The 24,021-nt window shown below is 71.7% G+C and carries 24 protein-coding genes and 1 other RNA gene; 14 read left to right on the top strand and 11 right to left on the bottom strand.

Annotated elements, in window-relative coordinates; translation table 11 throughout:
* Positions 1 to 145: 145 nt before the first annotated feature.
* From G4G93_RS15365 to G4G93_RS15380, 4 genes are all read right to left on the bottom strand, one after another.
* Positions 146 to 1,021, bottom strand: coding sequence for an NAD(P)-dependent oxidoreductase (locus G4G93_RS15365; protein ID WP_165085267.1), 876 nt, complete (start codon positions 1,019 to 1,021; stop codon positions 146 to 148).
* A 60-nt stretch (positions 1,022 to 1,081) separates the two neighbouring features.
* Positions 1,082 to 1,519 carry a Tellurite resistance protein TerB gene (locus tag G4G93_RS15370; protein WP_165085268.1) on the bottom strand — a complete coding sequence of 146 codons (438 nt, stop codon included), beginning with the start codon at positions 1,517 to 1,519 and terminating at the stop codon, positions 1,082 to 1,084.
* A 347-nt stretch (positions 1,520 to 1,866) separates the two neighbouring features.
* Complete coding sequence (locus tag G4G93_RS15375) at positions 1,867 to 2,997, bottom strand: zinc-dependent alcohol dehydrogenase family protein (protein ID WP_165085270.1); 1,131 nt, start codon at positions 2,995 to 2,997, stop codon at positions 1,867 to 1,869.
* A gap of 94 nt (positions 2,998 to 3,091) precedes the next feature.
* Entirely contained in the window at positions 3,092 to 3,358 is a 267-nt protein-coding gene (locus G4G93_RS15380) for a DUF1127 domain-containing protein (RefSeq protein WP_246736790.1), read from the bottom strand.
* Between the two features lie 106 nt (positions 3,359 to 3,464).
* On the opposite strand from G4G93_RS15380, the gene G4G93_RS15385 reads away from it, so the two are divergent.
* The 3 genes from G4G93_RS15385 (at position 3,465) to G4G93_RS15395 (ending at position 6,627) form a co-directional block, all read left to right on the top strand.
* Positions 3,465 to 4,409: a LysR family transcriptional regulator gene (locus G4G93_RS15385; RefSeq protein ID WP_165085272.1), complete on the top strand. Its 945-nt coding sequence runs from the start codon at positions 3,465 to 3,467 to the stop codon at positions 4,407 to 4,409.
* 174 nt (positions 4,410 to 4,583) lie between these two features.
* Positions 4,584 to 5,846, top strand: coding sequence for a porin (locus G4G93_RS15390; protein ID WP_165085273.1), 1,263 nt, complete (start codon positions 4,584 to 4,586; stop codon positions 5,844 to 5,846).
* A gap of 145 nt (positions 5,847 to 5,991) precedes the next feature.
* Positions 5,992 to 6,627, top strand: a complete 636-nt coding sequence (locus G4G93_RS15395; protein ID WP_165085275.1) for a LysE family translocator — start codon at positions 5,992 to 5,994, stop codon at positions 6,625 to 6,627.
* Between the two features lie 225 nt (positions 6,628 to 6,852).
* On the opposite strand, the gene G4G93_RS15400 is transcribed toward G4G93_RS15395, so the two are convergent.
* The 4 genes from G4G93_RS15400 to G4G93_RS15415 form a co-directional block, all read right to left on the bottom strand.
* Positions 6,853 to 8,391 carry a sensor domain-containing diguanylate cyclase gene (locus tag G4G93_RS15400; RefSeq protein ID WP_165085276.1) on the bottom strand — a complete coding sequence of 513 codons (1,539 nt, stop codon included), beginning with the start codon at positions 8,389 to 8,391 and terminating at the stop codon, positions 6,853 to 6,855.
* Between the two features lie 255 nt (positions 8,392 to 8,646).
* On the bottom strand, positions 8,647 to 9,156 hold the full coding sequence (locus tag G4G93_RS15405; RefSeq protein ID WP_165085278.1) for a hypothetical protein: 510 nt from the start codon (positions 9,154 to 9,156) through the stop codon (positions 8,647 to 8,649).
* 15 nt (positions 9,157 to 9,171) lie between these two features.
* On the bottom strand, positions 9,172 to 10,476 hold the full coding sequence (rlmN, locus tag G4G93_RS15410) for a 23S rRNA (adenine(2503)-C(2))-methyltransferase RlmN (protein WP_165085279.1): 1,305 nt from the start codon (positions 10,474 to 10,476) through the stop codon (positions 9,172 to 9,174).
* A gap of 318 nt (positions 10,477 to 10,794) precedes the next feature.
* Positions 10,795 to 11,397 carry a hypothetical protein gene (locus G4G93_RS15415; protein WP_165085281.1) on the bottom strand — a complete coding sequence of 201 codons (603 nt, stop codon included), beginning with the start codon at positions 11,395 to 11,397 and terminating at the stop codon, positions 10,795 to 10,797.
* A 173-nt stretch (positions 11,398 to 11,570) separates the two neighbouring features.
* Between G4G93_RS15415 and G4G93_RS15420 the strand changes: the two genes are divergently transcribed.
* Positions 11,571 to 12,623 carry a phosphotransferase gene (locus tag G4G93_RS15420; protein WP_165085283.1) on the top strand — a complete coding sequence of 351 codons (1,053 nt, stop codon included), beginning with the start codon at positions 11,571 to 11,573 and terminating at the stop codon, positions 12,621 to 12,623.
* 70 nt (positions 12,624 to 12,693) lie between these two features.
* Here the strand turns inward: G4G93_RS15420 and G4G93_RS15425 are convergent, their stop codons facing one another.
* Positions 12,694 to 12,891 (bottom strand): hypothetical protein, encoded by a 198-nt coding sequence (locus G4G93_RS15425; RefSeq protein WP_165085284.1) that lies wholly within the window; start codon positions 12,889 to 12,891, stop codon positions 12,694 to 12,696.
* 291 nt (positions 12,892 to 13,182) lie between these two features.
* A complete protein-coding gene (locus G4G93_RS15430; RefSeq protein WP_165085285.1) occupies positions 13,183 to 13,752 on the bottom strand; it encodes a GNAT family N-acetyltransferase in 570 nt (189 codons plus the stop codon).
* Between the two features lie 200 nt (positions 13,753 to 13,952).
* On the opposite strand from G4G93_RS15430, the gene zapE reads away from it, so the two are divergent.
* From zapE to G4G93_RS15445, 3 genes are all read left to right on the top strand, one after another.
* Entirely contained in the window at positions 13,953 to 15,149 is a 1,197-nt protein-coding gene (gene zapE, locus G4G93_RS15435) for a cell division protein ZapE (protein WP_165085287.1), read from the top strand.
* A 93-nt stretch (positions 15,150 to 15,242) separates the two neighbouring features.
* Positions 15,243 to 16,376 carry a M20 family metallopeptidase gene (locus G4G93_RS15440; RefSeq protein WP_165085289.1) on the top strand — a complete coding sequence of 378 codons (1,134 nt, stop codon included), beginning with the start codon at positions 15,243 to 15,245 and terminating at the stop codon, positions 16,374 to 16,376.
* A gap of 251 nt (positions 16,377 to 16,627) precedes the next feature.
* The gene (locus tag G4G93_RS15445; protein ID WP_165085290.1) at positions 16,628 to 17,218 is read left to right on the top strand and encodes an NUDIX hydrolase; all 591 of its coding nucleotides are present in this window, start codon (positions 16,628 to 16,630) and stop codon (positions 17,216 to 17,218) included.
* A 43-nt stretch (positions 17,219 to 17,261) separates the two neighbouring features.
* Here G4G93_RS15445 and G4G93_RS15450 read toward each other — a convergent pair whose 3' ends face one another.
* A complete protein-coding gene (locus G4G93_RS15450) occupies positions 17,262 to 18,263 on the bottom strand; it encodes an alpha/beta fold hydrolase (RefSeq protein ID WP_165085292.1) in 1,002 nt (333 codons plus the stop codon).
* A 114-nt stretch (positions 18,264 to 18,377) separates the two neighbouring features.
* On the opposite strand from G4G93_RS15450, the gene ffs reads away from it, so the two are divergent.
* The 7 genes from ffs (at position 18,378) to truA (ending at position 23,965) form a co-directional block, all read left to right on the top strand.
* Positions 18,378 to 18,474, top strand: an RNA gene (gene ffs / locus G4G93_RS15455) — signal recognition particle sRNA small type.
* A 62-nt stretch (positions 18,475 to 18,536) separates the two neighbouring features.
* Complete coding sequence (locus tag G4G93_RS15460; protein WP_165085293.1) at positions 18,537 to 20,462, top strand: DNA polymerase III subunit gamma/tau; 1,926 nt, start codon at positions 18,537 to 18,539, stop codon at positions 20,460 to 20,462.
* Between the two features lie 63 nt (positions 20,463 to 20,525).
* Complete coding sequence (locus tag G4G93_RS15465; protein ID WP_165085295.1) at positions 20,526 to 20,846, top strand: YbaB/EbfC family nucleoid-associated protein; 321 nt, start codon at positions 20,526 to 20,528, stop codon at positions 20,844 to 20,846.
* A gap of 168 nt (positions 20,847 to 21,014) precedes the next feature.
* Complete coding sequence (gene recR, locus G4G93_RS15470) at positions 21,015 to 21,620, top strand: recombination mediator RecR (RefSeq protein WP_165085296.1); 606 nt, start codon at positions 21,015 to 21,017, stop codon at positions 21,618 to 21,620.
* 143 nt (positions 21,621 to 21,763) lie between these two features.
* Positions 21,764 to 22,279, top strand: a complete 516-nt coding sequence (def, locus tag G4G93_RS15475; protein ID WP_165085297.1) for a peptide deformylase — start codon at positions 21,764 to 21,766, stop codon at positions 22,277 to 22,279.
* A gap of 1 nt (position 22,280) precedes the next feature.
* Positions 22,281 to 23,213 (top strand): methionyl-tRNA formyltransferase, encoded by a 933-nt coding sequence (fmt, locus tag G4G93_RS15480; protein ID WP_165085298.1) that lies wholly within the window; start codon positions 22,281 to 22,283, stop codon positions 23,211 to 23,213.
* A complete protein-coding gene (gene truA / locus G4G93_RS15485) occupies positions 23,213 to 23,965 on the top strand; it encodes a tRNA pseudouridine(38-40) synthase TruA (protein ID WP_165085299.1) in 753 nt (250 codons plus the stop codon). Before fmt ends, truA begins: the two co-directional genes overlap by 1 nt.
* Positions 23,966 to 24,021: the final 56 nt, after the last annotated feature.

Here is a 24,021-nt window from a genome sequence, read left to right on the forward strand (position 1 = left end):
TGCGAACCCGATTGCGCAGCAATCGCCGAGCAATCAATTGGAAGTCGTATGAAGGGCCGCGCTCTCCTTCCACGCGGCCCTTTCCCGGATCTCCTTCCGCTTTTCTGCCGTCGTCCGGACAAGGGGTCGGGTCAGGCGCCGGAGATTATTCCCGCCCCGCCCGCCGCGCCGACACGGTGGCCAGCGCCGCCAGGTCCTTCTCCCCGTCGCCATGGGCGAGGGCGTCGAGCAGGCTGTCGCGCAGGACGCTGGCGAGCGGCATCGGCACCCGGGCGGCCTCGCCGGCGGCGAGCGCCAAGCGCACGTCCTTGGCGCCGAGCGCCAGCCCGAAGCCCGGCGGCTCGTAGCGGCCGGCGGCGATCGAGGCGCCGTAATTCCTGTAGACCGGCGCGGCGAAGATCGTGTTCGTCAGGAGGTCGAGGAGGTCGGCCGCAGGAACCCCATGGGCCTCCCCCAGCGCCGCGGCCTCGCCCATCGCCTCGATCGCCGCGACGATCATCATGTTGCCGGCGAGCTTGACCGCGTTCGCCCGGGCCGGCGCCTCGCCGAAGCGCCAGGTCTTCGCCCCCATCGCGTCGAGGAGCGGCTGCGCCCGGGCGATCGCCGCGTCCGGTCCGGCGGCCAGGATGTTGAGCTTTCCCGCTTCCGCGACGTCCGGCCGGCCGAAGACCGGGGCGGAGACGTAAGCCACGCCGGCCCGGCCGTGCACGGCCGCCAGCTCCTCGGCGAGAGCGACCGAGATGGTGCTGGTGCCGATGTGCAGCCCCGGCTTCTCGGCCTGATCGAGCAGGCCGCCCTCGACGATGACGGCGCGCAAAGCCGCGTCGTCGGCCAGCATCGTTACGGCGGCATCGCCCCGGAAAGCCTCGGCGGGCGTCGCCACCGGCTCGGCGCCGTGGGCGCGCAGATCCTCGGCGGCCTGCGCCGAGCGGTTCCAGACCCGGACCCGGTGGCCGGCCTTGATGAGGTTGAGCGCCATCGGCCGGCCCATCCGGCCGAGCCCGAGAAATCCGACATCCATCGCGAACACTCCCGCCGTCGTCGGGCGGGAGATATGGCGCGGGCCTGCGGTGTCAGGCCCTCACACGCCGAGAAGCGCCGCCTTCTCGACGCCGAGCACCTCGGCGATCTCGGCCAGCGCCTTGTGCTCCAGTTCGCTGATGCCGCCCTGGTCGGCGACGTCGGCGGCGATGAGGAAGATGTCCTGGCGCTGCTCCAGCGCCCGGTCGGCGATGGCGCCGACGAGGCGCAGGTTCTCGAGCCGCCCGGCCCGGCTCTTCGCCCGGGCGATCGCCTCGTGCAGCTCCTGTTCCAGCTTCAGCACGCCGTAGGACTTGTGCAGGACCGGGTTGTTGCTGAGATCGGTCAGTGCGGTCTCGATCTCCTCCTCGTCGATCTCCTGGTCGGCCAGGATCACGGTGGCGGCCGCCGAGCAGGCGGCGTGGAGGAAGGCGGTGTCGCCGGCATAGGACATGACGACCCGGCCGACCCGGGCAAAGGCATCCTGAAACAGCCCCATGGCACGTCCTTGATGAGAAGATCCTTCGGGCCGGCCGCTCGCAGGCCCATCGTTGCGGCAGAGCCGCCATCGAAGCATGACGGCGCGGCGGCGGGCAAGGGCGGCGCGAGGCTGCAGGGTGGACGGTACGGCCGGAGGGCGCGATCCGCGCGAGAAAATCCCCGGGCGTGCCCTTCCCAACACGCCCGGGGACCATGTGAACGCAGCGCCGCCTCGCGATCGGGAAAGCCCCGGAGCCGGTGCCGTGAAGCCCGTGCCTCGCCCTCGTCCCGCGACGGGGCTGCCGTCCTCCGGGCCGTTCCGGGGCGGCGTCGCCCAGGCCGGAACGACCCGGAGGGTGCCCGCGCCTACATGGCAATCACCTGCCGGATCGCCTCGCCGCGATCGAGCCGGTCGAAACCCTCGTTGATCTGGTCGAGGGTGAGCGTGCCGGTCATCAGCTTGTCCACCGGCAGGCGGCCCTGGCGATACATCGCGATGTAGCGCGGGATGTCCCGGGCCGGGACGCAGGAGCCCATGTAGCTGCCGCGCACCACCCGCTCCTCGCCGACGAGGCCGACCGGCGGCAGGGTGAAGCTGTGGTTCGGGTTGGCGAGGCCGGCGGTCGCGGTGGTGCCGCCCCGGCGGGTGATCCGGTAGGCGGTGTCGAAGGCCTTCACGGAGCCCGCCATCTCCAGGGCGTAGTCGACGCCGCCTTCGGTGGCGTCGCGGATCGCCGCCACGGCGTCGGGATCGGAGGCCAGGAACGTGTCGGTGGCGCCGAGCGCGCGGGCGACCCGCAGCTTGTCCTCGGAGAGATCGACCGCCACCACCCGGCCCGCGCCGCTGGCGACCGCACCGATCAGCGCCGAGAGGCCGACGCCGCCGAGGCCCACCACCGCGACGCTCTGGCCCATCTGCACCCGGCAGGTATTCACCACCGCGCCGACGCCGGTCATCACCGCGCAGCCGAACAGGGCCGCCTCGACGAGGGGGATGTCGGGATCGATCTTCACGATCGAGCGGCGCGAGATCACCGCGTACTCGCCGAAGGCCGAGACGCCGCTGTGGTGGCTCACCTCGACGCCGTCGCAGCGGATGCGCTTGGCCCCCGACAGGAGGGTGCCGCGGCCGTTGGCGGCGTTGCCGGGCTCGCACAGGGCGCCGCGGCCCTCGCGGCAGGGCGCGCAGCCGCCGCAGGTCGGCACGAACGACATCACCACGTGGTCGCCGCGCCTGAGGTCGGTGACGCCCGCTCCCAGCTCCTCGACGATTCCCGACGCCTCGTGCCCCAAAGCCACCGGCACCGGCCGGATCCGGTCGCCGTTGATGACCGAGAGGTCCGAGTGGCACAGGCCGGCGCCCGCGATCTTCACCAGCACCTCGTCCGGCCCCGGCGGATCGAGCTCGATCGTCTCGATGGTCAGCGGACGGGTCTCGGCATAGGGCCGCGCCACGGGGGCGTGGTGCAGCACGGCGGCGCGAACGCGTAGGGACACGATGGGTTCTCCCGGCGGGGCCTTCTCCGACGGGCCCCGATCGCGGCAGGCTGGCAGCGGCAAGGCGGCCGGTCAACCGGCCGCGAAGCATGGGTCACGCCGCGTCGCCGGCGCCCGGCCGCCAGAACGGCCGGCGCGCCTCGGCTTCCGCCTCGCGGCGGCTGAGGCCGATATCGGCCAGGGCCTCGTCGGTCGTCCAGGGCAGGTCGCGCGCGAGGGCCCGCCGGGCCACCCAGCGCCGGGCCCAGCCGCGCAGGATCGCCACGCCGGCGAGGCGCGGTTCGTGCGCGCGGCTCACGCTCGGCATCCGCGGAGGCGCCGCGATGCGGTGCGTCGGGAACGGGATGACGGTGGCGGCCACGGCAGGTCTCCTCTTCGTGTCTGGCCCTGCCGAGCTACCCGAACGGCGGGTGGCCGTATATTGAGTTCTTGCGCCGGCTTCGTGCGCGAAACTCACGGATCGACCGATGCGCCAGTTGCCGCCGCTCTCCTCCCTGCGCGCCTTCGAGGCGGCGGCGCGCCTCGGCTCGGTCAGTCGGGCGGCGGACGAGCTCGGGCGCACTCACGGAGCCGTGTCGCGCCAGGTGCGGGCCTTGCAGGAGCAGGCCGGAACCCTCTTGTTCGAGAAGGCCGGCACGGGCCTGCGGCTCACGCCGGCCGGCGAGGCCTTCCGGAGCGTGGTGACGGGCGTGCTCGACGACCTGGAGCGGGGCTATCGGCGCATGCGCGATGCCGGGCGCGGCGCCAACGTCCACCTCGCCTGCGGAGCGACCTTCGCGATGCGCTGGCTGGTGCCGCGCCTCGCGGGCTTCTACCGCGAGCGGCCGACGGTGCAGGTGCGCCTGTCGATGACCTCGGCCCGTGAGATCCGCGACGAGGGCGCCGACCTGGTGCTGACCTGGGACCGGCTCGCCCATCCGATCCGCGACGAGGCGCGGGCGATCCGCCTCGGCGACGTGGCGTTCGGTGCCGTCTGCGCGCCCGGCTACCCGGTCCGGGCGGAGGGCCGGCGCCTCGCCGCCGCGGCCCGGATCCGGCACGAGTACACCCCGCATTCCTGGCCGGCCTGGGAGGCGGCGGCGGGCTGGCGGATCGAGGCGGAGCGCGACCTCGCCTTTCCGCATACCGGCCTGTGCATCGAGGCCGCCCTGTCGGGCCTCGGCGTCGCAGTGGTGGAGGGGATGGTGGTACGCGACGACCTCGCGGCCGGCCGCCTCGTCGCCCCCTGCGGCTTCCACCGCTTCCCCGACGGCTTCGCGGCCCTGCCGGCGGCCGACCGTCCGCTCTCCCCCGCCGCCGCGGCCTTCATCGACTGGTTGCGGCGGACGCTGGCCGAGGAGGCGTGCGGCCTCGCCGCTCCGGTGGGCCCGACCGAGAGGAATCGTCCCACCGGAAGCTTCGGCACTTCCTGACGGTACGGCACCCAAGTACTTTTGTGCGTTGCGCGAAAGACACGGCACTACAGACAGCGACTCGTGAGATCCTGATTTGCCCAATTTTTGAGCAAACGCACAACAAACGGTTTTGCCATCGTGCGGCCACACTGCCAGCTTGGCCGCAGTTGGTTTCCAGATGGATTCTCCCCCGTGGCAATGCGCTTCACCCTCAGCAGCCTGACCGTCGCCCTGCTGTCGTCCGGCTCCGCCTACGCCGCCGACCTGGCGGCTCCGGCCCCGGCTCCTGTGGCGGTGGTCGAGCGCTGCAAGGCGACCCTGTCGCTGCCGGCCTATGGCGGCATCATCAAGCCGAACCCGAACCCGTCCTGCGTCACCCTCGGCGGCTTCGGCGACATCTATGTCGGCGGCGCGATCACCGGCTACGCCTATACCCAGACCAACCCCTTCCCGTTCTCGGCCGCGCCGCTGCCGAGCGACCGGGCGGCGCGGGTCGACTTCACCAACATCCAGGGCTGGATCCAGAAGGCCGACGGTCCGTTCCAGTTCTACGTCCAGGCCGGCGCCTACGCGATTCCGTCGCTCGGCTTCCTCAACTACAGCGCCCTCGACCAGACCGACCTGCTGTTCACGCCGCTGCCGGTCGCCTTCGGCAAGTACGTGTTCAACGACAACTGGTCGATCCAGGGCGGCCGCATGCCGACGCTGATCGGCACCGAGGCGCCGTTTACCTTCCAGAACCTGAACATCTCGCGCGGCCTCCTGTTCAACCAGGAGAACATCATCAACCACGGCGTCCAGGTGAACTACAGCGACGGTCCGTGGTCGGCCTCGGTCGCCGGCACCGACGGGTTCTTCTCGGGCAACATCAGCTGGCTCACCGGCGCCGTCACCTACAAGCTCGACGACAACAACAGCTTCGGCATCAACGGCGGTCTCAACCTCGACCGCACCGACGTGCTGTCGCGCAGCCTGCGCTATTCCTACGCGACGCCGCTGTTCCAGCAGAACAGCGGGATCCTGTCGATCAACTACACCTATTCCAACGGGCCGTGGACGATCACGCCCTACTTCCAGTATACGAACGTCGCGCGCGACTTCAAGATCGGCATCGCCGAGGGCGCCTCGACCTACGGCGGCGCGGTGCTGGCGAGCTACGCCTTCACCGACAACTTCGCGCTCGCCGGCCGCGTCGAGTACATCACCCAGACCGGCGACCGGTTCTCGGGCGGCACCAGCCTGCTCTACGGCGCGGGCAGCTCGGCGCTCTCCTTCACCGTCACCCCGACCTTCACCTTCGACCGCTTCTTCGTGCGCGGCGAGTATTCGCGGGTGCAGCTCTACGACATCACCCGCGGCGATCTCGCCTTCGGGACGCTCGGCACCGGCTTCGGCCGCACCGGCAACCGCACCTCGCAGGACCGCTACATGATCGAGGGCGGCATCACCTTCTGACGCCATCCCGATCAAAGACGCCGTCCCATCGAACCAGCGTCATTCGCGCCCGCCCGAGGTCCCCCGGGCGGGCGCTCCGCGTTTCAGGCGGCTTTGAGCCGGGCCCGGGTGCGGATACAGACGGGGCTCTCCCCCGGAGCCGCCGATGAGCTTCCTGCCCGATACCCCGACGCTGCTGGCCTATCTCGCCGCCTGCCTGGTGCTGTTCGTCACGCCCGGGCCCGACATGAGCCTGACGCTCGCCCGCACCATCGGCGCGGGGCGGCGGGCCGGGATCGTCACGGTCCTCGGCACCAGTCTCGGGACGCTCATCCACACGCTCGCCGCGGTGCTCGGCATCTCGGCGCTGATCGCGGCCTCGGCCACCGCCTTCACGGTGCTGAAGGTGGTGGGGGCGCTCTACCTCGGCTGGCTCGCCATCGACGCCCTGCGCCGCGGCTCGGCGCTCACCGTCCGCGTCGAGACGGTGCGGGGCGGGCTGTGGCGCACCTTCTGCCTCGGCCTCGGGGTCAACCTCACCAACCCCAAGGTGGTGCTGTTCTTCCTGACCTTCCTGCCGCAATTCGTGCGCGCCGACGCCCCCGACCCGACCGGGCAGCTCGCCTTCCTGGGCCTCACCTTCATCGCCCTGTCGCTGCCGCTCGGGATCCTGATGGTGCTCGGCGCTGCCCGCGTCACCGGCGCGCTCCAGGCCCGGCCGCGGCTGATGCGGGGCATCGACTGGCTGTTCGCCGGCCTGTTCGGGACCTTCGCGGCCCGCATCCTCCTGACGGTGCGCTGACCCGCTCCGGCGCTTGTTCCGACGGAGCGCAGACCGGTTCGTCGCCGACGATGCTGCATGACCAAGGACCTGGCGCACGGTCCGACGGCAGTGCCACGGTACGAGACACCGGCAGGAAGCCCGGCAAGCTTTCCGCCCGTGTCGTGCACCGCGTTGCGACGCAATCGGGCGCTGCTCCGAGCAGACTTGCGTTGGAGAATCGGCAACCGCTTTTGCGAACTCTGCTTAAGGCACCCCGACGCCGCCCGTGCCGGCGACAAGACGCAGGTGCGGGGCCGCCGGCCGCGTCTCGGCCCGGCAGGTGCGGTTGCGGCCGCCATGCTTGGCGGCGTAGAGCGCCGCATCCGCCGCCCGGTAGAGCTCGGCCCGCGCGACGGGGCAGGCCGCCTGGGCGAGCCCGATGCTCACCGTCACCGCGCCGGCCGGAATGCCGGCCGAGGCGACCGCCAGGGTCGCCACCGTCTCGTGCAGGCGCTCCGCCACCCGGGCCGCCCCGTCCGCGTCGATGTCGGGCAGGATCACGGCGAATTCCTCGCCGCCGATCCGGCACAGGAGGTCGTGCGGCCGGTGGAGGGCCGCCGAGAGGCACCGCCCGAGGCCGCGCAGGATCTCGTCGCCGACCGCGTGGCCGTGGCGGTCGTTGAAGCGCTTGAAGTGATCGGCATCGACGATCAGCAGCGCGAGCGGCTGCCCCGCCCCGGCCGTCGCCTCCCCGGCCTGCCGCAGGGCCTCGTCGAAGCGCCAGCGGTTCGGCAGCCCGGTCAGACCGTCGGTCATCGACAGGCGGGCGAGCTCGGCCTCGACCGCGCTGCGGCGGCGGAGCTCCCGGCCGCACAGCAGCGCCAGCGTGACCGCGAGCCCGAACAACGCCAGCAGCGTGGCGCCGATCATCAGCGCCCGGGTGCGCCAGCCGGCCTCGATCGCCTCCGTGCCGAGCCCGATCGCCAGGATGAGCGGCAGGTCGCCGACCCGCGTGGTGGTGAACAGCCGGTGGACGCCGTCGCGGTCGGCGCGCTCGACGAAACTCCCGTCCGGCTCGGCCAGGGCGCGCTGGAAATTCGGTTGCCCCGACAGGTCCGCACCGACGTCGCGCACGTCGTAGGGGAAGCGCACGATCCGCATGCCGTCCCGGCGGATCAGGTTGATGCTCCCGTCGCGCCCGAGGTCGATCTTCGCCATCATCTGGGTGAAGTGGGACAGCTTCAGGGTCGCCACCGCCACGCCGCCGAACGACCCGTCGGCCTTGGCGATCCGGCGGCTGAAGGCGACCGTGTAGGCGCCCGACATCCGCGACCGGTAGGGCTTGCTGATATAGAGTCCGAGATCCGGATCGAGCCGGTGGACCTGGAAGTAGTCGCGGTCGGCGAAGCTGCCGCCGGCGCCCGACGGGTAGCGCGAGTTCAGGATGCCGTTCCCGTGCTCGTCGAACAGGACCAGGATGCCCGCCCCGTCGGCGGTCACGACCCGGTCGAACAGCACCATCCGGCGCAGGGCCTCCGGCGCCTCGGCGACGAGGGGGCTCTGGACCTTGTCGATCAGGCCCCGCAGCGCCTGGTCGGTGATCTCGACGTTGCGGACGATGTCGGTCTCGATCACCTGCAGCAGGTTCCGGGAGGTCTCCTCGGCCCGCGTCCAGATCTCGTGCCGCAGCTCGGCCAGCATGAAGCCGGAGACGAGCAGCATGCCGAGAGGTGCCAGAACGCCGAGCGCGATCCACACCCGGGCGGTCTGGAGGCCGGCGAGGAAGCGGCGCGGCGGCGACATCGGCGGAGGTCTCTCTGGAAGGCGTTCGATGACGCCCTATTTCGCCCCACCGAGTCTAAACAGGGCTTTCACGCCGCGTCCATTTCCGCGTGCCGCACGGACTCGACGGCCGGTGACAGGATCTAACAAAAGCTGACGAAGCGGATCGCGCGGGGGGCTTCCGAGAGGACTTGCAGGGGAACTTGCAAGGGAACTTGCGAGGGAACTGGGCAGACGGACGGGTGTCGCGGACGCGATTGACCGGCCGCTGCCGCGTCAGCGCCGCGGCGCGGCCCACATCGTCGCCGGTCCGCGCCCGGCGAAGCGGCCGGCGGCGAGCCAGTAGACCAGCCCGGCGATCCCGCCGGTGCAGAACAGGATCGCGGTCACCCGCCCCTCCCCGGCCCCTGCACCTTGAACGACCGGCCCGCCGGCGCCGCGCATCAACCAGGGCAGCAGCGCTGTGAGGAGGCCGGTGGCGCCGCCGTACCAGGCGAGCGAGCGCCAGCCCAGCACCTCGCCGACGACGGCGTTGAGCGCCGGCGGCACCGCGACGAGGAGCAGGATCGCGCGGCCGAGATTCACCGCCCCCTCGACCATGCCGGGATCCGGCGCGTAGCCCTCGGCGAGGTCGGCCAGCACGGCTTCGAGGCCCGACAGGCCGAACTGGGCCAGCACGTCGCGCAGGACGGGGTCCATCGCGACGCCGATGCCGAGGGCGATCGCCCCGCAGGCGATCGCCATCATGAGTGCGACGCCGATCGCGAGAAGGCGGCCGAGGGACATGGTCAACCGTCGTCGTCAATCGTCGTCGTGGGCGCCGGCATAGACGCCCTCGGCGCCGATGCCCTCTTCCAGCATCATCCGGGCACGGGCCCGCAGCTTCTCGGTCTCGCTCTTGAGCTGGCCGCAGGCCGCCAGGATGTCGCGGCCACGCGGCGTACGCACCGGCGAGGCGTAGCCGGCATTGAACACGACCTCGGAGAAGCGCTCGATCCGCTCCCAGTCCGAGCACTCGTACTTGGAGCCGGGCCAGGGATTGAACGGGATCAGGTTGATCTTGGCCGGGATGCCCTTGAGAAGGCGCACCAGCTCCCGGGCGTCGGCGTCGGAATCGTTGATGCCCTTCAGCATCACGTACTCGAAGGTGATGCGGCGCGCATTCGACACGCCGGGATAGTCGCGGCAGGCCTGGAGCAGCTCGCGGATCGGGTATTTGCGGTTGAGCGGCACCAGCTCGTTGCGCAGGTCGTCGCGCACGGCATGGAGCGAGATCGCCAGCATGGCGTTCGCCTCGAGGCCGAGCCGCTCGAATTGCGGCACCACGCCGGAGGTCGAGACGGTGATGCGCCGGCGCGACAGGCCGAGGCCCTCGTGGTCGCTCATCACGCCGACCGCGTCGATGACGTTGTCGACGTTGTAGAGCGGCTCGCCCATGCCCATGAACACGATGTTCGAGACGAAGCGCGAGCCGTCGACCGGCACGAAGGCGCCCTTCGGCGGGGTCTTGCCGGGCCAGTCGCCGAGGCGGTCGCGGGCCACCACCAGCTGCGAGACGATCTCCTGACACGACAGGTTGCGCACCAGGCGCTGCGTGCCGGTGTGGCAGAACGAGCAGGTCAGGGTGCAGCCGACCTGCGACGAGACGCAGAGCGTGCCGCGGTCGTTGGCCGGGATGTAGACGCACTCGATCTCGGCGCCGCGATTGTGGTCGTGCCGGCCGGTCGGCGGCATCCGGATCAGCCACTTGCGGGTGCCGTCGCGCGACACCTGCTCGCTCACCACCTCGGGCCGGTCGAGGGTGTGGATGCCGGCGAGCTGACCTTTCAGCACCTTGCTGACATTGGTCATCTCGTCGAAGGACGCGGCGCCGCGCACGTTGATCCAGTGCCAGAGCTGGCCGGCGCGCATGCGCTGCTCGCGCTCCGGCACCCCGATGGCGGCGAGCCGCCCCTTCAGGGCCTCGCGGGTCAGGCCGACGAGGGAGGTCGGACCGGTGGTTTCCAGCGCCTCGGGGCGGATCTCGGGCGTCTTCTCGATCGCCGGGGCCTGCTGGGGGACGGCGCCATTCCCGCGCCGGGCGGTGTCGAACGACGCCGTCGCCATGATCTTGTGAACCTTCGGATGAAACGGATTAAGGGCGCATATAGGGGTATTCGGGCCGAAACGCGATGGGCCGGCTTGGAATGGGCTGACTTGGAATGGGCCGGCTCGGGATCCGTCGACGGCGCACCACCGACGCCACTGCAACCCTCCTGGTCGTCCTCCCTCCTGGTCGTCCTGGGGACGCGCCGCGGAACACGGGACCCGTGACCGCTGACGGGGCAGGATGGAGCGGAGAGCTGTTCGCCCTCTTCGGAAGCCTCAGCGGTCATGGATCCCGGGTTCTTGCCCTCAGCGAGCCCCGGGATGTCGCGAAGCGGTTTACTTGCACTCCTCGCGGGTGCGCTTCATCGCCTCGCCGAAGCCGTCGAGGGCGTATTCGTCGGTCGAGGCGTTGCCGCGCTGCGAGACCGCCTTGACGACCACCTTCTTGCCCCGGCTCATCTCGGCGACGACCTTGCTCTCGTCGGCCGGGTTCTGCACCCAGGCATTGGTGCCCTTCACCACCAGCGCGTAGCGGGCCGAGCCGATCGCCAGGCTGGGATCGGAGGCGGAGGACGCCGAGGCCGGCACCGCGCCGTTCGCCGCCGCGGTGGTCGTCGCCTGACCGCTGCCGGGCTTGGGCGCGAAGCCCAGCATCACCGCGACCTCGTTGTTGACCTTCTCGCCCTTGCGCACCGTCACGAACAGGTAGGCCGGGTCGCGCTTGAGGCTCTTGGGCAGCCGCACCTGCGGCTGGCTGATGGCGTAGCAGATGCGCGACCTGCCTTCGCCGGCAGCGAAGACGTTCCAGTCGCCGAAGGTGCCGATCGGGCTCGCCTGGAGGCTCGGGGGGGCGGCCTCCGCCTTGGGCTTCGGCTTGGCCGCGGCGGGCAGGGCGAGGAGGAACAGGCCGGCGGCGGCGAGGAGGGATGCGCGAATCATGCGGGCACTCTAGTCGCGGGGGGTGCGCTTGCCCACCCGATCGCCGGAAAATGCGGCGAAATCAGCGAGCTATCGACAGGTCCCGACGAATTGCTGCACTGCAGGAATGACCCGGGGCGGCGGGTGGGGCATGGTCCGGCCAGGAAACGCACGCGAGAGGCCGCGAAGGTCGCATGACTGCCCCATCCCCGTCGGATCTGCCCGAGACCATCCCGGTGCGCGAGGCGCACCGCTTCCCGACCGAGGCGCTGGACGCGTTCCTCGCCCAGCAGGGGCTGGGGCACTTGCGCGAGCTGCGGCAGATGCGCGGCGGGCAGTCGAACCCGACCTTCCTGGTCATGGCCGAGGCCGGCGAGTACGTGCTGCGCAAGCAGCCGCCGGGCAAGCTCCTGCCCTCCGCCCACGCGGTCGACCGGGAGTTCCGGGTGCTGCAGGCTTTGTCGCGCACCGACGTGCCGGTGCCGCAGGCGGTGGCCTATTGCGCCGATCCGGCGGTGATCGGCACGCCGTTTTACCTGATGGAGCGGCTGCACGGCCGGGTGTTCTGGGACCCGACCTTGCCCGAACTGCCGCGCGAGGAGCGGGCCGGCATCTATTACGGCATGAACGAGGCCCTGGCGCGCCTGCACCTCGTCGACCCCGGGGCGATCGGGCTCGCCGATTTCGGCCGCGCCGGCAACTACTTCCAGCGCCAGATCGAGCGCTGGTCGAAGCAATGGTCCGCCTCGAAGACCCGCGAGAACGCCGCGATCGACCGTCTCGCCGAGTGGCTGCCGGCCCACATCCCGGCCGACAGCGACGAGACCCGGATCGTCCACGGCGATTTCCGCCTCGACAACATGATCTTCCACAAGACCGAGCCGCGGGTGATCGGCATCATCGACTGGGAACTGGCGACGCTCGGCCACCCGCTGGCCGATCTCGGCTACAACTGCATCGCCTACAACACCGACCCGTCCGCCTATCGCGGCATGCTCGGGCGCGATCTCCCCGCCCTCGGCATCCCCACCCAGGACGAGTACGTGCGCCGCTACTGCGAGCGCACCGGCCGGCGCGACGGCATCACGCCGTTCCACGTCGCCTTCGCGCTGTTTCGCCTGGCGGTGATCCTGGAGGGCGTGCTCGCCCGCTCGAAGGCCGGCAACGCCTCGAGCGACGAGGCGAGCCAGAAGGGCGCGCTCGGCATCGCGCTCGCCGAGCGGGGCTGGGAGCTGGCGCAGGCGTGACGAAGACCGGCGGTCCCGGGCGTGCGGCTCGGCGCCGCCGCGCCGGACATCCGCCGCTACGGGCGGCCCGTCACGCCTGGGCGGCCTCGCGCTCGCGCCGCCGTTGCAGGCGGGTGACGCCGTAGATGGTCGCGAGCCGCAGGCGCGCGGAGCGGACCTGCGGCGCGCTGCGCTCGGCCCGGACGGCCGCGATGGTGCGGAGCGCTGCCGCGACGGAGCGTTCGAGCGCGGCGGTTTCCTCGCCGCGCGTGGTACGGCCGGTCTGCATCCGGATGTCCCCCTCTTGCGTCCAGGTTCTTGCGTCCAGGGTTCTGCGTCCCGGCGAGCAGTTTGAGCCGGGGAATCCGGCACGGGCGGGGCCGGATGGTGGCGAAGGGACGCCTTGATTTAAGGATTTCTTCATCCGTCGGCGGCGTCGCCACGCTTCGGCGTGATTCGCCCTGACGCTGTGATCCAGCGGACTCCCCGGCTCCATCCGCGGCGGCGTTCCGGGCTTCGCTGCGCGGCCCCGGAATGTCGCGGCGGGTCTGACGTCCGCGGATCCAGGACGAGCCCGCTCTCACGCCACCGGCAGCACCGGCCACGTCGTCGAGGCCGCCGCCGCGACGTCGAGCAGGTTGCCGACACCCTCGCTCCAGAGCGAGAAGGCGGTGGGCGGGCTGAGCGCCAGGACGGCGTGGATCTCCCGGCTCCCCGTGGCGAAGTCCGCGCCGAGGCGCTTGGCCAGCGCCCGCATCGGCCGGTTGCCGGACAGGCAGCGCAGGTGGAGCCGGCGCGTGCCGCCGTTGCGGGCGGCCTGGGTCAGACGGGCGCCGAGCGCCGCGCCGAAGCCCCGGCCGCGATGGCCGGGCGCCACCGCGAAGGCGAGCTCGGCCTCCCGGCTCAAGCCGGCAGGGCGCAACTCGCCGACGCCGCGCAAGAGCCCGTCGGTGAAGGCGCCGACGATCAGGCCCTCGGCGGAGACGGCACGGGCGGCATAGGCGGCGGCTGCCGCCTCGCTCACCGCGCCCATGAACCGGTCGAAGCGGGATCCCGGATCGAGGCCCCGGAACAGGGTGACGACCGCGTCGCGGTCGGTCGGCCAGAGGCGCCGGACCAGGGCGCCGGCGGGGGGATGGATGTTCTGCATTCTCGAGGTGCACTCCTGACGAAGGGGGCTGCACGTCTTCGAGCGTTTCCTGACCCCGGCCGCCGGCCGGGATTGTGCAATGCAGCAGATGGGAGCGCCGTTCCGGCGTTGCACGGCACGCCGGCCGTGCCGTCGACGCATGCCGCCGCCATGATCTCACCGCATTGCGCGGGCCCGCGCGCCGCGATAATCCCCTTCCCGTGACGCAAAGCCCCGCTTCCGCCGCCCGTGGCCCGGTCGCCACCCGCTACGACGCCCTGGTCGAGTCGGGGGCGATCGAGCGCGATCCCGCCCAGACCGATCTCGTCGCCCGGCTCGACGGGCTCATCGGCGATCTCGCCGCGGCGCCGCCGCCGTCGAGCCCCGGCCTCCTCGGCCGGCTGTTCGGCCGCCAGCCGGAGCCGGCGGCGGGTCCCCTCGGACTGTACGTCTGGGGCCTGGTCGGCCGCGGCAAGACCATGCTGATGGACCTGTTCTACGAGGCCGCGCCGGGCTCGAAGCGCCGGGTGCACTTCCATGCCTTCATGGGCGACGTGCACGAGCGCATCCACCGCCATCGGCAGGCCGTGAAGCAGGGTACGGCGAAGGGCGAGGATCCGATCCAGCTGGTGGCCGAGGCGCTGTCGGTCGAGGCGCGCCTGCTCTGCTTCGACGAGTTCACGGTGACCGACATCGCCGACGCGATGATCCTCGGGCGCCTGTTCACGGCGCTCTTCGCCCGCGGCACCGTGATGGTGGCGACCTCGAACGTCGAGCCCGACCGGCTCTACGAGGGCGGGCTCAACCGCGCCCTGTTCCTGCCCTTCATCGACCAGCTCAAGCAGCGGGTGACCGTGGTGCGGCTCGATTCGCGCACCGATTTCCGGCTCGAGAAGCTCGGCGGCAGCCCGGTCTACCACGTGCCGGCGGACGAGGCGGCCGCGCGGGCGCTCACGGACGCGTTCCGGGCCCTGTCGGGCGAGCCGCAGGGGCGGCCGACGACCATCACCGTCAAGGGCCACGAGGTGGCGATCCCCGAGGCCGTCGGCGGCGTCGCCCGCTTCACCTTCGCGGATCTCTGCGCCCGGCCCCTCGGCGCCGCCGATTACCTGGCGCTCGCCGAGCGCTTCCACACCGTGATCGTGGAAGAGATCCCGGTGATGGACATGCCCCAGCGCAACGAGGCCAAGCGCTTCATCATCCTGGTCGACGCGCTCTACGACACCCGCACCAAGCTCCTCGCCTCCGCGGCGGCCGAGCCGACGGGCCTCTACCTCGCCGATTCGGGTCGCGAGGCGTTCGAGTTCGAGCGCACGGTCTCGCGCCTGATCGAGATGCGCTCGGAGGACTATCTCGCCCTGCCGCATGGCCGGCCGGACGAGGCGACGGGCAGCACGACGGGGCTGGTGGAAACCTGAGTCCCGGCCGGCGCGCTTCTTGATTGCGCCGCAATCGACGCGCCGATGCGGTGTCGCAACCCCGTCGTTAGACCATCTCCTCCGAGGCCCCCGATGACCCCCTCTCCCCTGCCCATCGACCTCTCGCCCGAGCGCGCCGTCGCGGCGATCTCGCGCTGGCTGGCGGTGGAGAGCCCGACGGACTCGGCCGAGGGCGTCAACCGGATGATGGACCTCGTCGCCGAGGAGGCCGGCAGCCTGGGCCTCGCCGCCGAGCGGGTGCCGGGCCGCGAGGGGTTCGGCGACAACCTCATCCTGCGGGCCGGACCGCGGACGGGTGAGCCCGGCATCCTGGTGCTGTCGCATCTCGATACCGTGCATCCGATCGGCACGCTCGCCCACGACCTGCCGGTGCGGGTCGAGGGCGACCGGCTCTACGGACCGGGCGTCTACGACATGAAGGGCGGCGCCTGGCTGGCGCTCCAGGCCTTCGCGGCGGCGCGCGGGACGAGCGCGCGGCGTCCCCTCACCTTCCTGTTCACCAGCGACGAGGAGACCGGCTCGCAATCGACCCGCGGGCTGATCGAGGATCTGGGGCGTGAAAGCGCCGCCGTGCTGGTCACCGAGCCCGGCCGCGACGGCGGCAAGGTGGTGACGGGGCGAAAGGGCGTCGGCCGCTTCGACGTCCATGTCGAGGGCCGCCCGTCGCATGCCGGCACCCGCCACGCCGACGGCCGCAACGCCATCCGCGAGGCCGCCCGGCTGATCCTGGAGATCGAGGGCCTGACCGACTACGCCCGCGGCGTCACCATGACGGTCGGGACGATCAATGGCGGCACCGCCGAGAACGTGGTGCCGCAGCACTGCCGCTTCGCCGTCGATCTGCGGGTCGTGACCGCCGCCGACGGGGAGGATTACGCCGGCCGGATCCTGGGCCTGCGCGCCTCGCCGGACTTTCGCGTGACGGTGACCGGCGGCATGAACCGCCCGCCCTACGATGCCGGGGCCGGTGCGGCGCTCTACGCCCGTGCACGGGCGCTGGCCCGGGACGAGCTCGGGATCGATCTCGGCGAGGTGCCGCTCACCGGCGGCGGCTCGGACGGCAACTTCACCGCGGCCCTCGGCATCCCGACCCTCGACGGCCTCGGTATCGACGGCGATGGGGCGCACACGCTCCAGGAATACGGCCTGATCTCGTCGATCGCGCCGCGCATGCGGCTGATGCAGCGGTTGCTGGAGACGCTGTGAGGCGTCGGCGGCTCTGAGGATCGGGGCAGAGGGGCGTTCTCGTTCTCCCCTCTCCGGCCTCATCCCGGGGGGCCGGCCCATCGACGACGAACCGACCTCGACGGGGGGCTGCAGACGTTTCCGCAAGCCCTGGAGCCCTCCGTCGCGGCTCGGCGAGCGTCGATCGACCGGCACTTCCGGATGAGGTCGCGGGTTGGACAGCTCACGGACGCTGAGCCGCGAGGGCTGGGCGCCGCGCATGAGGGCCCGCCATGATCGACCGCCGCAATCCCTGGGTCACGCTCTCGCGCGAGCGCCGCTACGAGGACCGCTATCTCGGGCTCGACCTCGACCGGTTGCGCCATGAATCCGGCCGCGAGCACCCGCATGTCGCCCTGCGGTTCAAGGTGTTCGGCGTCGCGGTGCTGCCGGTCGATCCCGAGGGCCGGGTCAGCCTGATCGGCCAGTACCGCTACGTGCTCGACCGCTTCACCTGGGAGCTGCCGCGCGGCTCCGGCCCGGTCGCCGACGAGGCGCTCGCCACGGCCCGGCGCGAGCTGAAGGAGGAGACCGGCGACGAGGCCGAGTCGTGGCTCGAGTTGCTGCGCCTCGACGCCTCGCCGGGCATCTCCAGCGAGCGGGTGCCGGGCTTCGTCGCCTGGAACCTGCGCCGCGGCCCGGCCCACCCGGACCCGCAGGAGAGCCTGCGGCTGCGCCGCCTCCCCTTCGCCGAGGCCGTCGGCGAGGCGCTGACGGGGGCGATCACCGACGGGCCGAGCGTGGCTTTGCTCCTGTGCCTCGCCGAGCGGGCCCGGCGGGGCGATCTGCCGGAGGATCTGCTGCGGCTGGTGCGCGGCGTGTGATCGGGCGTGGGCGGTCCCGGTGCAGGCGCGTCGGGACCGGCCCTTATCGCCCCGCCAGCTCCCGCAGCAGCGCCTCGTGGAACCGGTCCGGTGCCTCGACCTGCGGCGCGTGGCCCAAGCCCTCGAACGTCACCAGCCGCGCGTCCTTGATCCGCCCCGCCACCTCCGGCCCGAGCCGGTCGTAGCGTCCCAGGGTCTCGGCGAGGGCCGGCGCGGCACGGTTGGCGCCCGGGGCCGTGCGGTCCTTGGTCCCGACCATCAGCACCGTCGGCACGCGCAACCGGTCGAGTTCGTGCACGACCGGCTGGGTGAACACCATGTCGGAGGTCTGGGCCTGGTTCCGGGCCACCCGCTCGGCGCCCGGGCCGGCATAGAGCCCGGCCTGCATCTCGACCCAGCGGTCGTAGGCCGGCTTCCACTGGCCGTCGTAGTAGAACTTGAGCTGGTAGGCCTTGATGCTCGCCGCATTCGTCCTGCGTTCGGCGGCGTAGGCGGCGTCGATCGTCTGGTAGGGCACGCCCTTCTGCTGCCAGTCCTCGAGCCCGAGGGGATCGACCATCACCAGCTGCTCGACCGCGTCGGGGAACATCAGGGCATAGCGGGCCGCCAGCATGCCGCCCATCGAATGCCCGACGATCGTCGCCTTCCCGATGCCGAGGGCGGCGAGGAGGCCGTTCGTGTTGGCGGCGAGCTGCTGGAAGCTGAACTGGTAGCCGGCCGGCTTCGTCGACTTGCAGAAGCCGACCTGATCGAGGGCGAGCACCCGGTAGCCGGCCCGGGCCAGCACGCCGACGGAGTCGCCCCAGGTGGCGGCGCAGAAATTCTTGCCGTGGAGCAGCACCACGGTGCGGCCGTTCGGCCGCTCCGGCGCCACGTCCATGAAGGCCATCGACACCTCCTGCCCCTGCGACGCGAAGGCGTGGCGCCTGACCGGGTAGGGGTAGTCGAAGCCCTCGAGCTCGGACCCGTAGGAGGGGGCGGCGATGGCGGCAGAGGACGCCAGAGACGCCGAGACGAGGCAGAGCGCGAGGAGCGGGAGACGCATCGGGCGGGACTCCGGTGGGGATAGCAGGCTCTTACAACACTGGGCCGCCGTGGGGCATGGCTCCCGGTCGAGGCCACGCTTGCGTTTCCGGCGGTGTCCCGCCATATAAGCCTCGGGAGGTTGGCGAGGGACGTTTCACTCGCCAACCGGGTCAGGTCCGGAAGGAAGCAGCCCTAACGAGACCGAGCGGGTTTTCGTCCAGCCTCCCACCCCTCCCCTTTCAGGAGCGCGTGCGCCCCCCTCCGGGGGCCGCCCTCACGACCCTGCGAGCGCATGGACGAGACTTCCGGCACGCCCTCGATCGACGAGCCGGGTCTCCCCGGGTTCAGCGCGGCCGAAAGCCGTCGGCCGGCTCCCGCCTACCGGGTCCTGGCGCGCAAGTACCGACCCAAGGATTTCGACGACCTGATCGGCCAGGGCGCCATGGTGCGCACCCTGGCGAACGCGTTCGAGGCCGGCCGCATCCCGCAGGCCTGGATGCTCACCGGCGTGCGCGGCGTCGGCAAGACCACCACCGCCCGCATCCTGGCCCGCGGCCTCAACTACGCCCTGCCCGACGATGCCAATGCCGGACCGACGATCCGGCTGCCCCGTCTCGGCCTGCACTGCGCCGCCATCATGGAATCCCGGCACATCGACGTGCTGGAGATGGACGCCGCCTCGCATACCGGCATCGACGACGTCCGCCAGATCATCGACGGCATMCGAKATTCCCCGGTCTCGGCGCGTTACAAGGTCTACATCGTCGACGAGGTCCACATGCTGTCCGAGAAGGCGTTCAACGCCTTCCTGAAGACGCTGGAGGAGCCGCCGCCGCACGCGAAGTTCGTCTTCGCCACCACCGAGATCCGCAAGGTTCCGGTCACCATCCTGTCGCGCTGCCAGCGCTTCGACCTGCGCCGGGTCGAGGCCGGCGCCCTGATCGCCCATCTCCAGAAGATCTGCGATGCCGAGGGCGTCTCGGCCGAGGCCGAGGCCTTGGCCGCCATCGCGCGGGCCGCCGAGGGGTCGGTGCGCGACTCGCTGTCGCTTCTCGACCAGGCGATCGCCCACGGCGCCGGCCACGTCACCGCCGAGACGGTGCGCGACATGCTCGGCCTCGCCGACCGGGCCCGGGTCGTCGACCTGTTCGAGGCGGCGATGCGCGGCGACGTGCCCGCCACGTTCGCGGAGCTGCGCGCCCAGCACGAGGCCGGGGCCGATCCCGGCGTGGTCCTGTCCGACCTCGCCGAGTTCACCCACCTCGTCACGCGGCTGAAGCTCGCCCCCGACTCCGCGCGCTCCGACACCTCGCTCAGCGAGGTCGAGCGGGTGCGCGGCGGCGACTTCGCCGACCGGCTCTCGGTTCGCGCCCTGTCGCGGGCCTGGCAGATCCTGCTCAAGGCGATCCCCGAGGTGCAGGCGGCAGCCCGGCCGCTGGCTGCGGCCGAGATGGCGCTGGTGCGCCTGATTTACGCCGCCGACCTGCCGACCCCCGACGAGGCCCTGCGCCAGATCAAGGACGGCGGCAGCCTCGCCCTGCCGGCCCGGGCGCCGTCGGCGGCTCCCGCCTCCGCGCCCTCGATGCAGGTGGCTTCCCCGGTCGCCCCGGTGATGCCGGCGGCGAGCCCCGCCCCCGTCCCCACCTTGCGTGCGACGAGCGCCGCCGCACCGGCCCTGGCGCGCAGCCTGCCCGAGGCGCCCCCGGTCGAGGCGGCGCCCCGCCCCGCCCCGCCCCCGGCGATGCCGCGCCCGACCCTGGTCCAGTCCGCGCCCCCCGCGAGCAAGCCGGATTCCGGCCCGCGCCTGCGCCGCTTCGAGGACGTCGTCGCGCTCGCCGACGAGCGCCGGGACATCGGCCTGAAGATGGCGCTGGAGCGCGACGCCCACCTGGTGCGGTTCGAGGATGGCCGCATCGAGTTCCGCCTCGCCGAGGGCGGCCGGCCGACGCTGGGCACCGATCTCGCCCGCGCCCTCGAGGCGTGGACCGGCCGGCGCTGGGTGGTGGCCCTGTCCAAGGAGGACGGCGAGGCGACGCTCGACGCCCGCGCCAAGGCCGCGGTCCAGAGCCGCCACCAAGGCGCTGCGAGCCATCCGCTGGTCCAGGCGGTGCTGAAGAACTTCCCGGGCGCCCAGATCGTCGACGTGCGCGACAAGGCACCCGACCCGGCCGTGACGGGCGATATCCCGCCGCCGGAGGCGGACGATCCGGACCTGTAGCGAACGGGCCGCCGGCACCCCACATCCGTTTGGATTTCTCTCTCACAGCACGAGGACGCCGCCATGGACATCATGGGACTGATGAAACAGGCCCAGGCCATGCAGCAGAAGATGGCCGACCTTCAGTCCGAGCTCGACGGCGTCCAGGTCACGGGCGCGTCCGGCGGCGGCTCCGTCTCGGTGACGATGACCGCGAAGGGCGACGTGAAGGGTCTCACCCTCGACCCGTCGCTGCTGGTGCCTGACGAGAAGGAGATTCTCGAGGACCTGATCGTCGCGGCTCTCACCGATGCCAAGGCCAAGGCCGAGCGTGCCGCGCAGGAGCGGATGCAGGAACTGACCAAGGGCCTGCCGCTGCCCCCGGGCATGAAGCTGCCGTTCTAAGCGGAGTTGCGTTGGCCGGCCAACGCGTCGTCCGCTTGGGCTCTCGTTTGTCGCAGATTTTTGTCGCAAAACCGGCAACTGCTTTTGCGAAATCTGCTGAAGCTCTCTCCCCCTCCTCACAAGGGGGAGGGACATTGCGTTTCATTCCTAGAGCAGGGCCCGAATTTCATGCCCCAGGCCGTCGCGGGTCCGGAGATCGAACGGCTGATCCAGCTCCTGGCCCGCATGCCCGGCCTCGGGCCGCGCTCGGCCCGCCGGGCCGCCCTCCAGCTCATCAAGAAGCGCGAGACGCTGCTGGCACCGCTCGCCGACGCCATGCGGATCGCCGCCGACCGGATCGTGGTCTGCCATGAATGCGGCAACGTCGACACGCAGGATCCCTGCACGATCTGTCGCGACCAGAGCCGCGATCCCTCGATGCTGGTGGTGGTCGAGGATGTCTCGGACCTCTGGGCGCTCGAGCGTTCCGGCGCCGTGACGGCGCGCTACCACGTGCTCGGCGGCGTGCTCTCGGCCCTCGACGGGGTGCGGCCGGAGAACCTGAACCTGAGCCGCTTGGTCGAGCGGGTGAGCGCACCGGAGATGCGGGAGCTGATCCTGGCCCTCAACGCCACCGTCGACGGCCAGACCACCGCCCACTACGTCACCGAGTTGCTCACCCACCTGCCGATCAAGGTGACGCGGCTCGCCCACGGCGTGCCGGTCGGCGGCGAACTCGACTATCTCGACGAGGGCACCCTCTCGGCGGCGATCCGGCAGCGCACCGCGTTCTAGAGCACGGCCGGAGGGCCGCGCGATCGGGCGGTGCTCCGGCGGGCCCCATCATCGGGTTTGACCCGGCGGAGACGAATCCTTATTTCCCGGAAACTTGCGGGCGCCGCTGCGGCGCCCGGCCCCCCGACTTTGCTGGCGCCCGAATGAGCATCCGTCCCCTCGTCATCCTTCCGGACGCGCGCCTGCGCGAGATCTCGGCTCCGGTCGGTACGATCACCGGCGACGTGCGGAAGCTCGCGGCCGACATGCTGGAGACGATGTACGACGCGCCCGGCGTCGGCCTCGCCGGCATCCAGATCGGCGAGGCGGTGCGCATCGTCACCATCGACACGTCGAAGGAGAAGGACGAGCGCAGCCCCCTGGTCCTGCTCGATCCCGAGATCGTCTGGACCTCGGAGGAGACCCGCACCTACGAGGAAGGCTGCCTGTCGATCCCCGATTACTACGCCGAGGTGATCCGCCCCGACCGGGTGCGCGTGCGCTTCCGTACCCTCGACGGCGAGACCGTGGAGCAGGAGGCCGACGGCCTGCTCGCCACCTGCCTCCAGCACGAGATCGATCATCTCAACGGCGTCTTGTTCATCGACCACCTGTCGAAGCTCAAGCGCGATCGGGTGATGAAGAAGTTCGCCAAGGCGGCCAAGCGCGAAGCCGCCTAGGATGCCCCTCAAGGTCGTGTTCATGGGCACCCCGGATTTCGCGGTGCCGACGCTGGCCGAGATCGTCGGCGGCGGCCACGAGGTCGTGGCGGTCTATACCCGCGCGCCGGCACCTGCCGGCCGCGGCATGGCCCTGCGCCCCTCCCCGGTCCAGGCGCTCGCGGAAAAGTTCGGGCTGCCGGTGCTGACGCCGGCGACGCTCCGTACCGAGGAAGCGGCCGAGACGTTCCGCGCCCACGAGGCCGACGTCGCCGTGGTGGTGGCCTACGGCATGATCCTGCCGCCCGCGATCCTCGACGCGCCGTCCCTCGGCTGCCTCAACCTGCATGCCTCGCTGCTGCCGCGCTGGCGCGGTGCCGCGCCGATCCAGCGCGCCGTGATGGCCGGGGACGAGGAGACCGGCGTCGCGGTGATGCGGATGGAGCCGGGCCTCGATACCGGCCCGGTCGGCATGGTCGAGCGGGTGGCCATCACCCCCGACATGACCTCCGGCGAGCTGCACGACCGGCTGATGCCGCTCGGCGCCGACCTGATGGCGCGGGCGCTCGGGGCGCTGGAGCGCGGCAACCTGCAATTCCGGCCGCAATCGTCCGAGGGCGTCGTCTATGCCCACAAGATCACCAACGAGGAGGCGCGCCTCGACTGGTCGGAAGGGGCCGAAACCCTCCATGACCGGGTGCGCGGCCTGTCGCCGTTCCCGGGCGCCTACCTGATGGCCGATTTCGGCCGCGGGCCGGAGCGGGTGAAGGTGCTGCGCGCCCGTCTCGCCGACGGATCGGGCGAACCCGGCACGCTCCTCGACGCGGCCGGCACGATCGCCTGCGGCGAGGGCGCCTTGCGCCTCGTCACCGTCCAGCCCGCCGGCAAGGGCGCGATGCCGTTCGAGGATTTCGCCCGCGGCCGCCGGCTCGAGCCGGGCACCCGCCTCGCCTGATGCCCCGCTACAAGCTCGTCGTCGAGTATGACGGCACCGCCTTCGCCGGCTGGCAGCGCCAGGCCGCCGACCGCTCGGTGCAGCAGGCGCTGGAGGAGGCGATCGCCCGCTTCGTCGGCGGGCCGGTGCGGGTCCACTGCGCCGGGCGCACCGATGCCGGGGTGCACGCCACCCATCAGGTCGTCCATCTCGACCTCGACAAGCCGTGGCGCACCGACACCGTGCGCGACGCCGCCAACGCGCATCTGCGGCCGGAGCCGGTGGCGGTGATCTCGGCCGCCGCGGTGAGCCCGGATTTCGACGCACGCCACTCGGCGATCAAGCGCCATTACCGCTACCGCATCCTCAACCGCCGCTCCCCGCCGGCCCTGACCCGCGGCTTCGTCTGGCACGTGCCCTGGGCGCTGGATGCCGGGCTGATGCACGAGGGCGCGCAGCTGATGCTCGGCCGGCACGATTTCTCCGCCTTCCGGGCGGCGGAGTGCCAGGCCAACAGCCCGGTGCGCACCCTCGACCGGCTCGACGTGACCCGCGAGGGCGAGGAGATCGTCGTCGTCACCGCGGCGCGCTCGTTCCTGCACCATCAGGTCCGCGGCATGGTCGGTACCCTGATGCTGGCCGGCGGCGGCCGGCTGACGCCGCAGGGCGTGCGTGACGTGCTCGATTCCCGCGACCGTACCCGCTGCGGGCCTCTCGCGCCCTCGGGCGGGTTGACGCTGATCGGGGTGGATTATCCGGCGGAGTTCGGCTGACCCGGCGCCATCCGGGCGCTTGGCCGGATCCGGCGTTTCCGGCATCGTGAGCATCG

The sequence above is a fragment of the Methylobacterium sp. DB0501 genome (assembly GCF_011043735.1).
In the GTDB taxonomy this organism is placed as follows: Bacteria; Pseudomonadota; Alphaproteobacteria; order Rhizobiales; family Beijerinckiaceae; genus Methylobacterium; species Methylobacterium alsaeris.

Bases quoted from the DNA above. Each gene is read 5' to 3' on its own strand.
- G4G93_RS15465 (WP_165085295.1), top strand. From the start codon at position 20,526: ATGGACATCATGGGACTGATGAAACAGGCCCAGGCCATGCAGCAGAAG.
- G4G93_RS15430 (WP_165085285.1), bottom strand. From the start codon at position 13,752: ATGCAGAACATCCATCCCCCCGCCGGCGCCCTGGTCCGGCGCCTCTGG.
- G4G93_RS15370 (WP_165085268.1), bottom strand. From the start codon at position 1,519: ATGGGGCTGTTTCAGGATGCCTTTGCCCGGGTCGGCCGGGTCGTCATG.
- fmt (WP_165085298.1), top strand. From the start codon at position 22,281: ATGCCCCTCAAGGTCGTGTTCATGGGCACCCCGGATTTCGCGGTGCCG.
- recR (WP_165085296.1), top strand. From the start codon at position 21,015: ATGCCCCAGGCCGTCGCGGGTCCGGAGATCGAACGGCTGATCCAGCTC.
- G4G93_RS15365 (WP_165085267.1), bottom strand. From the start codon at position 1,021: ATGGATGTCGGATTTCTCGGGCTCGGCCGGATGGGCCGGCCGATGGCG.
- G4G93_RS15395 (WP_165085275.1), top strand. From the start codon at position 5,992: ATGAGCTTCCTGCCCGATACCCCGACGCTGCTGGCCTATCTCGCCGCC.
- def (WP_165085297.1), top strand. From the start codon at position 21,764: ATGAGCATCCGTCCCCTCGTCATCCTTCCGGACGCGCGCCTGCGCGAG.
- G4G93_RS15440 (WP_165085289.1), top strand. From the start codon at position 15,243: ATGACCCCCTCTCCCCTGCCCATCGACCTCTCGCCCGAGCGCGCCGTC.
- G4G93_RS15450 (WP_165085292.1), bottom strand. From the start codon at position 18,263: ATGCGTCTCCCGCTCCTCGCGCTCTGCCTCGTCTCGGCGTCTCTGGCG.
- G4G93_RS15405 (WP_165085278.1), bottom strand. From the start codon at position 9,156: ATGTCCCTCGGCCGCCTTCTCGCGATCGGCGTCGCACTCATGATGGCG.
- G4G93_RS15420 (WP_165085283.1), top strand. From the start codon at position 11,571: ATGACTGCCCCATCCCCGTCGGATCTGCCCGAGACCATCCCGGTGCGC.
- G4G93_RS15445 (WP_165085290.1), top strand. From the start codon at position 16,628: ATGATCGACCGCCGCAATCCCTGGGTCACGCTCTCGCGCGAGCGCCGC.
- rlmN (WP_165085279.1), bottom strand. From the start codon at position 10,476: ATGGCGACGGCGTCGTTCGACACCGCCCGGCGCGGGAATGGCGCCGTC.
- G4G93_RS15415 (WP_165085281.1), bottom strand. From the start codon at position 11,397: ATGATTCGCGCATCCCTCCTCGCCGCCGCCGGCCTGTTCCTCCTCGCC.
- G4G93_RS15425 (WP_165085284.1), bottom strand. From the start codon at position 12,891: ATGCAGACCGGCCGTACCACGCGCGGCGAGGAAACCGCCGCGCTCGAA.
- G4G93_RS15385 (WP_165085272.1), top strand. From the start codon at position 3,465: ATGCGCCAGTTGCCGCCGCTCTCCTCCCTGCGCGCCTTCGAGGCGGCG.
- G4G93_RS15400 (WP_165085276.1), bottom strand. From the start codon at position 8,391: ATGTCGCCGCCGCGCCGCTTCCTCGCCGGCCTCCAGACCGCCCGGGTG.
- truA (WP_165085299.1), top strand. From the start codon at position 23,213: ATGCCCCGCTACAAGCTCGTCGTCGAGTATGACGGCACCGCCTTCGCC.